This window comes from Alistipes montrealensis (genome assembly GCF_018362775.1).
In the GTDB taxonomy this organism is placed as follows: domain Bacteria; phylum Bacteroidota; class Bacteroidia; order Bacteroidales; family Rikenellaceae; genus Alistipes; species Alistipes montrealensis.
The window spans coordinates 136,347-147,627 of record NZ_JAGYXY010000005.1 but is presented as its reverse complement, the minus strand read 5'-3'; the positions used below and the strand labels follow the sequence as shown (position 1 = coordinate 147,627).

The 11,281-nt window shown below is 58.8% G+C and carries 13 protein-coding genes; 12 read left to right on the top strand and 1 reads right to left on the bottom strand.

Going from position 1 to position 11,281, the window contains the following annotated elements; all coding sequences use genetic code 11:
* Positions 1-6: 6 nt before the first annotated feature.
* The 3 genes from KG007_RS11435 to KG007_RS11425 all read left to right on the top strand — a co-directional run bounded on the left by KG007_RS11435 (position 7) and on the right by KG007_RS11425 (position 1,927).
* Complete coding sequence (locus KG007_RS11435; protein ID WP_213348977.1) at positions 7-618, top strand: TetR/AcrR family transcriptional regulator; 612 nt, start codon at positions 7-9, stop codon at positions 616-618.
* 68 nt (positions 619-686) lie between these two features.
* Entirely contained in the window at positions 687-1,406 is a 720-nt protein-coding gene (locus KG007_RS11430; RefSeq protein ID WP_213349054.1) for a hypothetical protein, read from the top strand.
* A complete protein-coding gene (locus tag KG007_RS11425; protein WP_213348975.1) occupies positions 1,403-1,927 on the top strand; it encodes a hypothetical protein in 525 nt (174 codons plus the stop codon). The genes KG007_RS11430 and KG007_RS11425 overlap by 4 nt, the downstream gene beginning before the upstream one ends.
* Here the strand turns inward: KG007_RS11425 and KG007_RS11420 are convergent, their stop codons facing one another.
* Positions 1,928-3,064, bottom strand: coding sequence for a sigma-54-dependent transcriptional regulator (locus KG007_RS11420; protein WP_213348973.1), 1,137 nt, complete (start codon positions 3,062-3,064; stop codon positions 1,928-1,930).
* Between the two features lie 282 nt (positions 3,065-3,346).
* On the opposite strand from KG007_RS11420, the gene KG007_RS11415 reads away from it, so the two are divergent.
* The 9 genes from KG007_RS11415 (at position 3,347) to KG007_RS11375 (ending at position 11,280) form a co-directional block, all read left to right on the top strand.
* Positions 3,347-4,045 (top strand): DUF4290 domain-containing protein, encoded by a 699-nt coding sequence (locus KG007_RS11415; protein ID WP_213348971.1) that lies wholly within the window; start codon positions 3,347-3,349, stop codon positions 4,043-4,045.
* Between the two features lie 130 nt (positions 4,046-4,175).
* Positions 4,176-5,318, top strand: a complete 1,143-nt coding sequence (locus tag KG007_RS11410; protein WP_195458681.1) for a TlpA disulfide reductase family protein — start codon at positions 4,176-4,178, stop codon at positions 5,316-5,318.
* Positions 5,318-6,094, top strand: coding sequence for a UDP-2,3-diacylglucosamine diphosphatase (locus tag KG007_RS11405; protein ID WP_213348969.1), 777 nt, complete (start codon positions 5,318-5,320; stop codon positions 6,092-6,094). Before KG007_RS11410 ends, KG007_RS11405 begins: the two co-directional genes overlap by 1 nt.
* Positions 6,095-6,182: 88 nt before the next feature.
* The gene (thyA, locus tag KG007_RS11400; protein WP_213348967.1) at positions 6,183-7,076 is read left to right on the top strand and encodes a thymidylate synthase; all 894 of its coding nucleotides are present in this window, start codon (positions 6,183-6,185) and stop codon (positions 7,074-7,076) included.
* An 11-nt stretch (positions 7,077-7,087) separates the two neighbouring features.
* The gene (locus KG007_RS11395; RefSeq protein WP_213348965.1) at positions 7,088-7,735 is read left to right on the top strand and encodes an HAD family hydrolase; all 648 of its coding nucleotides are present in this window, start codon (positions 7,088-7,090) and stop codon (positions 7,733-7,735) included.
* Complete coding sequence (locus KG007_RS11390; protein ID WP_213348963.1) at positions 7,732-8,211, top strand: dihydrofolate reductase; 480 nt, start codon at positions 7,732-7,734, stop codon at positions 8,209-8,211. The genes KG007_RS11395 and KG007_RS11390 overlap by 4 nt, the downstream gene beginning before the upstream one ends.
* A 265-nt stretch (positions 8,212-8,476) precedes the next feature.
* The gene (locus KG007_RS11385; protein ID WP_195458676.1) at positions 8,477-9,178 is read left to right on the top strand and encodes a 4Fe-4S dicluster domain-containing protein; all 702 of its coding nucleotides are present in this window, start codon (positions 8,477-8,479) and stop codon (positions 9,176-9,178) included.
* Positions 9,179-9,181: 3 nt separating this feature from the next.
* The gene (locus KG007_RS11380) at positions 9,182-10,273 is read left to right on the top strand and encodes a CoB--CoM heterodisulfide reductase iron-sulfur subunit B family protein (protein ID WP_195458675.1); all 1,092 of its coding nucleotides are present in this window, start codon (positions 9,182-9,184) and stop codon (positions 10,271-10,273) included.
* Entirely contained in the window at positions 10,273-11,280 is a 1,008-nt protein-coding gene (locus KG007_RS11375; RefSeq protein WP_195458674.1) for an NAD(P)-binding protein, read from the top strand. The genes KG007_RS11380 and KG007_RS11375 overlap by 1 nt, the downstream gene beginning before the upstream one ends.
* Position 11,281: the final 1 nt, after the last annotated feature.

The following is an 11,281-nucleotide window of genomic DNA, read 5'->3' as shown; positions in this document are numbered from 1 at the left end:
TCCCGAATGGTAACAAGCCGAAAAATAACAGCAGAGCGCGACCGGGAAGCGACCGAACGGCGTTTGGTCGATACGGTGGGCGAACTGGTCCGGGAGAACGGATTCGAGAAGATCGGGGTCAACGCGGTTGCCGCCCGGTCGGGCGTTTCCAAGATTCTGGTGTATCGCTATTTCGGCTCGGTGGAGGGCTTGCTGGCGGCCTATATCCGGCGTTACGACCTGTGGCTGAATTTTCCGCAGGACCTTCCGGACCGCGGGGAGTTGCCGGAGTTCCTGAAGCGGACGTTCCGGGAGCAGATTGCGCGGCTCCGCGGGGATGCGACGCTGAAACGGTTGTACCGGTGGGAATTGTCGTCGGATAACGAGCTGATCGTGCGCCTGCGCGAACAGCGCGAGCAGGTCGGGCGGGAGTTGATCCGCCGGGTTTGCGTCGTGACGGGCCATCCGGAAGAGCAGATAGCCCCGCTGGCTTCACTGCTGTCGGCGTCGGTGACCTACCTGGTCTTGCTCGGGGAGTTCTGTCCCGTTTACAACGGCATTTCGTTGCAGGAAGATGCAGGCTGGGAGCGGATCGGACAGGGGATAGACCGGCTTGTCGATGCGATCCTGAAGTCGTAGCCGTCGGTGCGGCTTTTTTTTGACGGAAATGTTACTTGTTGGTAACATATTATAAACGAATTAAAATGATGCGAAAAATGGGATTAGGATGGATTTTGCCTTTGGTGTTGTTCGCCGGGTGCGACAAGGAACTGGTCGGGTACGGGCAGGGAAGCCTGAAAGTGGTCGTCGAGCAGGGAGATGCGTGGCTGCACGACTATCCGCTGTTCATGGGGATGAAAAAGAAAAATGCGCCGCAGGTTGCGGTGTGGGTGGAAGACACGGCGGGCACTTATCTCGCGACGGTCTACGTGAGCCACAAGATCGCCACCCAGTCGTGGACCATGGCCGGGGGCAGCCGCCGTGCAGAGGCTTTGCCCCATTGGTGTCACGCCCGGGGTGTACGGTACGCCGACGGGCTTTACCTGCCGACGAAGGACAAGCCGCTGACCGACGGTATTTCGGGAGCTACGCCGCGCGGTTCGTTCGACCTGAAACTGTCGCCTGCCGAAGGGTTGACACATTTTGTGGTGAAGGTCGAGGTCAACCACTCGACCGATTTCAACGAGGCTTATCCTGCGTCGGCCCGGGAAGGCGACCCCGGCTATTCGGGCGGGAAAAACGGCAGCGGACAGCCTGCGCTGGTCTATGCCGCGGAGGTCGACCTGTCGTCGGGCGAACGGGAGTTCGAAGCCGTATTGTTGGGACACAGTAGTCCCGATGGCAGTTGCGGGGCGGTTTACGATGACCTTTCGGGACTGACGACGGCGCTCCGCATCGTGAAACGCATCACCGTCTGCATCCGATGAAAAGCGCTGTTTTCCTGCTGGCGGCGGTGCTTGCTGCCGTGACCGCCTCGGGACAGTCCGAGTCGCGCTTCGCTTACTCGACAGCCCTGGGTGTGGGCATTGCCCTGAACGAACCTGCTTCGACGCCCTTCGTGTGGCGTGCGGCGGGGTATTATAAAATAAGCGCCCGTTTTTGGACGGGCGCCGGAACGGGGATTTCCCGTTATGAGAAGACTTTGATTCCGCTCTACGCCGAAGCGCGGCTGCTGCTCCTGCGGCCCCGCCGCTTCACGCCCTATGCCGGGTGCGCCGCCGGATATGCTTTTGCTCTGCAGAAAGAGGCGAAGGGCGGTTTTTTGTTGAGTCCCGCCGTCGGTGTGCAGTATGCGTTGCGCGGCGGGCGGCGGATATTTGTCGCTGCGGGTTACGAATTGCAGAAGCTGGAACGGCTCCGCAGGTACGACGGGTCTTATTTCTCGGCACAGTTCGCTGAAAAGCTGAGTCACGGCTCGCTCCTGCTGCAAATCGGGTTTCAGTTCTGATCAGCAGTACTCTTTCACGTCCTGGGCTGTGATGCGCTCCCCGGAGAGGATGATCAGCCGCTCGATGACGTTTCTCAGTTCGCGGATATTGCCGCTCCACTGCATCCGTTGCAGGGCCGCCAGCGCGTCGGCGTCGATCTGCTTCGGCGCAGAGTCGTATTCGGCCGCGATCGTGCGGATGAAGTGGTCGACGAGCGCCGGGATGTCCCCGGCGTGTTCGCGCAGCGGCGGAACCCGCACCACGATCACCGCCAGGCGGTGGTAGAGGTCCTCGCGGAAGTTGCCCTTCTGGATCTCCTCGCGGAGGTTCTTGTTCGTGGCCGCCACCACCCGCACGTTGACTTCGATGTCCTTGTCGCTGCCCACGCGGCTGATGCGGCTCTCCTGCAGGGCCCGCAGGACTTTGGCCTGCGCCGCCAGCGACATGTCGCCGATTTCGTCCATGAAGAGTGTGCCGCCGTCGGCCTGCTCGAACTTGCCTTTGCGCTGTTTGACGGCTGAGGTGAAGGCTCCGCGCTCGTGGCCGAAGAGTTCGCTCTCGATCAGCTCCGAAGGGATGGCCGCACAGTTGACCTCGACGAACGGGGCCGCAGCACGGACACTCTTGGCATGGAGCCAGCGGGCCACGAGCTCTTTGCCCGTGCCGTTTTCGCCCGTGATCAGCACGCGGGCCTCGCACGGGGCCACCTTGTCGATCAGCCGGCGGACATGTTCGATTTCGGGCGAGATGCCGATGATCTGTTCCGCCTGCGAGGGGTGTGCGCGGCGGCTGCGCCTTGCGGGAGCCTGTTGAGGGGCTGCCTGTGCGGGTGCGGGGTTGTCGATGGTACGGTGCAGCGATTGCAGCAGCCGGTTCATGTCGATGGGTTTGGTGAGGAAATCCTGCGCGCCGTTGCGTACGGCCTGGAGCGCGGTATCGATCGAGGTGTCGGACGAAAGCGCTATGAACGGTATGCCTGCGTCCGGGACTTTGCATTCCGTATCGGACAGGATCACGTCGAACGGAATCTTTTCACACAACACCGAGGCCGCAGCCTCGTTCTCGACGGCTTCCGTCGAAAAACCTTCATACTCCAACCGTTCGCGCAGAATGTTTCGCACACTTTTTGATTGGTCCAGAATTAAAACCTTTGCCATAGCTTGTTTTTCCTGAAATTTTACGTAATTTTGCCGGTGAAAAACACCGACTTAAGCAGGTGAAGCCTTGGTGAAGGCCGGAAGATTCCGGTTTATTCACACCCGGTTTTACACTGCCCGTGTCCCAAAGTTAGGGCATTCTGCGGTGTAAAACCAATTTCGGCTGGTCCGGCCACGAGGTGCGGAAAACCCGGAAAAACGTCTTGAACAGGTCTATCGCAATGGCCCTGCCGGAGGCTTCGGCGGACGAATTGCAACAGTGCGCCGGACCGCAAATACAATATGAAGAAGAATTATAATTACACACGACGCAAGTTGTACCTGCCCGAATACGGGCGCCATATCCAGGAGATGATCGACTCGCTGCTGGAGATCGAAGACCGCCGCGAGCGCAACCGTCAGGCCCGGGCCGTGATTGCCGTGATGGGCAACCTGAACCCCCTGTTGCGCGATACGGCCGACTTTACCCACAAACTCTGGGATCACCTCTTTATTATGTCTGATTTCCAGTTGGATGTGGACTCTCCCTATCCCCAGCCGTCGCGTCAGGAACTAACCGTTTCACCCCGCCGGATGCCCTATTCGCAGGGGCGTATCACCTATAAACATTATGGCAAATACGTCGAGCGGATGATTCATAATCTTGCCGGCGAACGCAATCCGCAGGCCGTTGCCCGGACGGTCGACAACCTGGCCCGCTACATGCGCACGAAGAGTTACGAATACAACCAGGAGCACCCCAACAACGAAGTGATCGTAAAAGACATCAAACGAATGTCCGGCGGTGCCATTCAAATCGACGAAGTTGCCTTAAATAATCTCCGAAGCGACTATAAACAGCCCTTTTCGGCGCGTCCCCAGAAGGGCGCACAGCAGCACCGCCAGCCTCATCAGCAGCAGCGGCAGCAGAAAAACCGTAATCAGCAACCGTACCGCAATTTCACGAAAAACAACGGACAGCACCGTAATTCGTCGAAATAAATGGTGCGCATATGCGGAAAATCATTATCTTTACAAAGATAAACAGTACCCCGGGGCGCTCAAAATAAATTTGGCACTCCACCCGGTTTGTATTATCTTTGTTCTCCATTAACCGCGAAAACGATAGTAAATGAACAAGCAAACGCTTTTCGTAACGCTTACGACCGCTGCCCTGATGTGCGGCTGCCAGTCGTCGAAAGTGAGGATTTCGGGCCGCTTTGTCGGCGGCGACGCGAAAAATATCTATCTGGAGCAGGTTCTGCCGCTGACTCAGTCGGTCGTGGACTCGGCGGCATTGGCCGCGGACGGCAGTTACCGCATGGAACTTACGGGTGTAGCGAAAAATCCCTCCTTATATAATGTGATCTACGACGGTGAGCGTATCCCGCTGCTTATCGCCGGCGGCGACCGGGTGACGGTCAGTTCCGTGGGCAGCATTATCCGCAACTACACGGTGGAGGGTTCCGCCGAGTCGGAGTTGCTGCGCCAGTTCTACCAGGCTTTCGTCACCGGGGCCCAACAGTTGGAGAACATGGGCATGCAGTTTGCGCGCACGAACCTTTCGGAGGAGGAGCGTAAGACGCTGATCAAGGAGTACACGGCCGAATACTACCGCATCCGCCGCGAGCAGTTGCGGTTCATCATCGAGCACAAGTCGTCGCTGGCGGCGGTTTACGCCCTCTATCAGCGGCTTCCGGGCGATACATACCTCTTCAACGGCGACAGCGACGTGGTCTACTACCGTACCGTTGCCGAGGCTCTCGAAGAGACCTATCCCGAGTCGCCTTACCTGCAGTCGCTGCTGGCCGAGATCGCCCGTATGGACGCGCGCATCAGCCTCTCCTCGCAGATCACCGAAGCCCGCCATCCGGATATCGAGATGACCGATATTTACGGCAAGAAGATCAAACTCTCGTCGCTGGCCGGGAAGGTCGTGCTGCTGGACTTCTGGTCCGCGGAACTCGGGACGAGCAACGCGCTGAACGCAGACCTGAAGGAGGTGTATAAGAAATACACCGACGCCCCCGTCGGATTCGAGGTTTATCAGGTGGCTGTCGATACGTCGAAGCCCCTGTGGATCACGGCCGTGCAGGAGCAGCAACTGCCCTGGGTTTCGGTCAGCGACCTGCGCGGGCGCGCTTCCGTGGCGCTGGGTCTCTACAATGTACAGCGGCTTCCGGCGAACTTCCTGATCGACAAGGAGGGCACGATCGTGGCCAAGAACATCTACGGCAAGAGTCTCGAAGCAAAACTGGATGAACTGACCAAATAATGTATTATTTCGCATCCGACATACATTTGGGGGCGGGTGACGACAAGTCTGCGCGGGCGGTCGAACGGCGTTTCGTCGCATGGCTCGACGCTGCGGCCCGGGATGCGGAGGCGATTTTTCTGGTCGGGGATATCTTCGACTTCTGGTTCGAATACCGCCGCGTGGTCCCCAAGGGCTTCGTGCGGACGCTGGGCAAACTGGCCGAGCTGACCGACCGGGGTGTAAGGGTGGTCTTCTTCACGGGTAACCACGATATGTGGGTCGGCGACTACCTCACGCGTGAATGCGGGCTCGAAATCTATACTTCCCCGCAGGTCCTGACCCTTTCCGGTAAAAAAATCTTTATCGCCCACGGCGACAACATGAACATCGACGGCATGCCGATGCTCAAACTCCTGAACCGCATATTCCGTTCGCGGACGCTGAAATGGCTCTTTTCGTGGGGCGTACACCCCGACTGGGCGCTGCGCTTCGGCTCCTGGTGGAGCGGCAAATCGCGCAAAGGACACAACGCAGAGTCGGCCCGCGGAACCATGATGACCGAACCCTATACGGGGCCTTGCGGCGAGCCGCATACCGAGCCGCTGATCGCATATGCCCGCGAATACGCCGAGACGCACGAAGTCGATCACTTCGTCTTCGGGCACATGCATTTCCCGCGCGACTACCGCGACGGGCGGCTGCACGTGGTGAACCTCGGTTGCTGGGCTGAAAATCCCTCCTATGCGGTGCTCGACGGGACGGGGGAGCTGACGTTGAAAATGTATACGAGATAAAACCCGGCCGGGTGCTGTTTGGGGCGGTATTCAAACGACTTTCCCGGGGAACGGGGAATAACAAATAACGATCCTATCGATTTAGACCATGAAACAATACCTCGATTTGCTGCGCCGGATCAAGGAAGAAGGCGTCGTGCGGGGCGACCGCACCGGAACCGGGACCAAAGGGATTTTCGGTCACCAGATGCGCTTCGACCTGGGAGCCGGGTTCCCGCTGCTGACGACCAAGAAGGTTTTCCTCAAAGGCGTGATCCACGAACTGTTGTGGTTTTTGAAAGGGGAGACCAATATCAAATACCTCGTCGACAACGGCGTCCACATCTGGGACAACGACGCTTACCGTTATTACAACGAATTGTGTGTGCGCCACGGGGTGCTGCCCGTCGACCGGGAGACCTTTCTTTCGGCGGCGGGCGTCGAGTCGCCCGTCGAGGGTTACCGCTTCGGTGATCTGAACCACGTCTACGGTTACCAGTGGCGTTCGTGGCCTAGGCCCGACGGCGGTTTCGTCGATCAGATTGCCCAGGCGGTCGACCTGATCCGCCGTAATCCCGAATCGCGCCGAATCATCGTCTCGGCGTGGAACGTCGCCGAAATCGAAGAGATGGCCCTGCCGCCGTGTCATGTGCTGTTTCAGTTCTATGTGGCCGAAGGGCGGCTGTCGTGCCAATTGTACCAGCGCAGCGCCGATACATTCCTCGGAGTGCCGTTCAACATCGCCTCCTACGCCCTGCTGACCGCAATGATGGCCCAGGTATGCGGTTTGCAGCCCGGCGAGTTCGTCCATACGCTGGGCGACACGCACCTCTACCTGAATCACCTGGAGCAGGTCGACGAGCAGCTTGCACGCACGCCGCGTCCGCTGCCGCGGCTACGGTTGAATCCCGATGTGAAATCGGTTTTCGATTTCCGTTACGAAGATTTCACGCTCGAAGGCTACGATCCGTGGCCTGCGATCAAGGCCCCGATGTCATTTTAACATTCCGATAGATGAAGATTTCGATTCCGGCTGTTTTGCCCGAAAGCGTCGAAGCCCTTGTTTTCGATCTGGGAGGTGTCGTCCTCGATATCGATATCGAGCGCTCCCTCGCGGCGTTGAGCCGGTTGAGCGCTGCGACGATCGATGTGCAGGATATTGTGGCCGGCAAAGCGTCGGTTTTCTGCGATCTCGAACTGGGCTTGCTCGACTGGGCCGGATTTATCCGGGCGTTTCGCAGCGAGTATCCCGCCGCAGGGGCTGTCAGCGACGCTTCGGTACGGGACGCCTGGAACGCAATGCTGCTGCCCTTCGACGAGCGCCGTGTGGCGTTGATCCGGGAACTGGGGCGGCATTGTCCGGTCTACCTGCTGAGCAATACGAACCTGCCGCATCGCGTTTATTTTCGGGAGTTGTTCGGCAAGCAGTTCGGGGGACGGTTCGACGACCTGTTCGTGCGCTGCTTCTATTCGGACGAATTACACCTGCGTAAACCCGATCCCGAAATCTACCGTCACGTCGCCCGGGAGATCGGGCTGTCTGCCGGAAAACTTTTGTTTATCGACGACAACCAAGCCAACGTCTCTGCGGCCCGCAGCCAGGGATGGCAGGCATATTACCTGAGCTGCGGAGAACGCATTACGGACTTGTTCGAATTATGATCTCAATCATCGTTGCCGTTGCCGAGAACGGCGTTATCGGCGATAAGAATGCCCTGTTGTGGCATATTTCCGAGGACCTGAAGCATTTCAAGGCCACGACGACGGGCCATGCCGTGATTATGGGCCGGAAGACCTACGAATCGCTCGGGCGTCCGCTTCCCAACCGAACGAATGTCGTGATTACGCGGCAGGCGGTCGAAATTGCGGGCTGCACGGTGGTGCATTCGCTGGAGGAGGCCGTGGCGCTGTTTCCGGCCGGCGAGGAGGTTTTCGTGATCGGCGGGGCGCAAATCTATGCCGAAGCTCTGCCGCTGGCCCGGCGGTTCTACCTGACGCGCGTTTTCCATGCCTATGAGGGTGATACGCGCTTCCCGGAGTGGGACGAACGGGAGTGGCGGCTCGTGGCCTCGGAATCGTTCCCCTGCGGCAAGGATTATCCCTGGCCCTTTGCTTTCGAGACCTGGGAGCGGCAGTAAGCGTCCGGAGCCTCCCGTGCCGCTTGTTCCGGGGCTTGTTGCGGAACTTCCCTCCCCGGTTCCCGCCGTCGTGCGGGGCAAATTAGGTATTTATACTACTTCCCGGCTCGGCCGGATTCCCTACCTTTGCACTGCAAAGGTTTTTTTGTGCCTTCCGTTTCCGTCCTGTCCGCGGTCCGGCCGCGTGCGGCAAGCCTTTCCCTGCGAGGGCAAGGGGCGACGATATGGAACGGCCGGTGCGGAAAACCTCAAAAAAAATGAATCTATGACTACCAAGTATTTCGATATGCTCATGGAGGATGTGCGGATGAAGGAGGGCCTTCAATCGTGCATGAACTGCGGTGTCTGTACGGGTGTCTGCCCGGCGGCCGAGTTCTATAATTACGACCCCCGGCAGATCGTCTCGATTGTCCAGACGCGCGACGACGAGGCCATCGAAGAGCTGCTCAAGAGCGATACGATCTGGTATTGCGGCGAGTGTATGTCGTGCCGTCCGCGCTGCCCGCGGGGCAATACGCCGGGTTATGTGATCCAGGCGCTGCGCACGTTGTCGCAGAAACTCGGGTTTTTCGTCGAGAGCGAGAAGGGCCGTCAACAGTTGGCGCTGAAGCGCATCATCGGCGAGAATATCCTCCGCACGGGTTACTGCATCGTGCCGCGGCTCGTCAAGCCTGAACTGCACCCCGAGCAGGGAACCGTCTGGCAGTGGATTTACGACAACGACAAGGAGATTTACGGCCAGTTCACGCCCGTTTACATGCGCCACGGCGCCGGGGCCCTGCGCCGCCTGGACGAGCAGTCGCTCTCGGAAATCAACGAGATATTCAAGGTCAGCGGCGGCAGCGAGATGTTCGACACGATCGAACAGCACTCCGACCGCAAGGCCCGCGAACTGGGTTACGAAGAGGGAGCCGACCAGAAGTACATGATGGATGTCTTCCTCAGTAACAGTAACGAGCATTACTAAAAGATGACTATGAAGCGAAAAAGTTGGCAGGATTACCAGAAGGAGATCGCCGACGACCACTATTATTATGCGCGAAGCTGTATCCGGCAGAATTTTTTCCCGGGCAGCGAGAAGTTGTTTATCGACATGCTGCGCAACGACCTGGGCAAGGACCTGACGGACGATCCGCTGCACTCCTCGTGCACGGGCATCGGTTACCATTCGGACATCGTGCCGCTGGAGACCATCATGACCGTCGTGGCGCGCCAGTTCGCGCTGATGACCGAAGCGGGGTATGAAAACCTCGTGTCGTCGTGTATCACCTCGTTCGGCGTCTATTCGGAAATTCTGGCCACGTGGCACGAGTTTCCCGAGACGGAAGAGAAGGCGCGCGAGAACCTCTATAAAGCTACCAAACGTGAGTTCAGGAAACCGGCCAGCCTGGCCCATACCTCCGACATCGTGTTCCATTTCCGGGAGGAGATCGCAGCGAAAGCCAAAAAACGGCTGGTCAACGCAGCGACGGGCGAGCCGCTGAAGGTCGTCGAGCACATCGGCTGCCACTATGCCAAGATATTCCCGAAATCGGGTATCGGAGGCTCGGAATTTCCCTATGTATTGGCCGGCATGGTCGAGTCGTGGGGCGGCGAGTGCGTCGACTATCCCGAACGCCGGCATTGCTGCGGATTCGGTTTCCGTAACTACCTCGTGCAGGCCAACCGCGGTTATTCGATCGCCAACTCGCACAAGAAACTGGAGAGCATGGCCCCTTACAAGCCCGATTTCATCGTGGCCAACTGCCCGGGCTGTGCGATGTTCCTCGACAAGTGGCAGTATACCATCGCCGAGATGGAGGGTACGACCTACGGCCAGAACGGCCACGGAATCCCGGTGCTCACCTATGAGGAGATGGCCGGGCTGGTGCTGGGCTACGATCCCTGGGAACTGGGTATGCAGATGCACCAGGTCGATGTGGAGCCCCTGCTCGACAAGATGGGCGTCGAATACGACCCCGCGGCCAAATACCTCGGCCGCAATGGAAAATATATCGGAAAACCTGCGTCGGCGGTCGTCAACTGCTGCCCGACGGATACCATTTACGACATCAGAGAGTAATGAAGAAGAAGGTTATAATCATAGGCGGCGGCGTTGCAGGCATGCAGACGGCCCTGCGCCTCGCGGACCAGGGCGTCGAGCCCGTCATCATCGAGAAGGAGGCCGAACTGGGCGGCAAACTCCGGGGCTGGCACGTGCTGTTCCCGTCGTTTACACCCGCACAGGAGGTGCTGACCGAACTGCGCCGCAGGATCAACGAGAGCGGTATCGAGGTTCTGACCTCGACGGAAGTCAAAGGGTTTTCGAAAAACTCCGTGACGCTCGCCGATGGCCGGACGCTGCCGTGCGACTCGGTGGTCGTGGCCAGCGGATTCACGCTTTTCGACGCCTCGGTCAAGGAGGAGTACGGTTACGGCATCTACGACAACGTCTTCACGACGGTCGATATCGAGCGGATGCTCAACGAGGGCCGCGTGGCCAAATCCGACGGTTCGCGTCCCAAACGGATTGCTTTCCTCCATTGTGTGGGTTCGCGCGACGAGAAGGTCTGCCAGCAGCACTGCTCGAAGGTGTGCTGCATCACGGGCGTGAAGCAGGCGATGGAGATGAAGCAGCTCTTTCCCGAGGCCGACGTTTTCAACTTTTACATGGACATCCGCATGTTCGGTCCCGGTTACGAGGAGATGTACCGCGAAGCGCAGCAGAAGTATAACATCCACTTCCTGCGCGGGCGAATTTCCGAGGCCAGTCCGATGATCGACGGACGGGTGCAGATCAAGGCCGAGGATACGCTGACGGGCCGTCCCCTGCGCATGAGCGTCGATATGCTGATTCTGATCGTGGGCATGCGCGCCAACGACGACAACGAGGCGTTTGCCGAAGGGGCCGGGCTTAAGCGCGCCGCGAGCGGTTTCATGGCCCCGCGTGATATGTTCCTGGGCAATGTGAAGAGCAATGTCGACGGTATTTTCTATGCCGGAACCATCTCCGCGCCCAAGAATATCGGCGAATCGCTGAATGAGGGGATCGTTGCGGCTGACGCTGCGGCCAAATACGTGGGGGCATAGT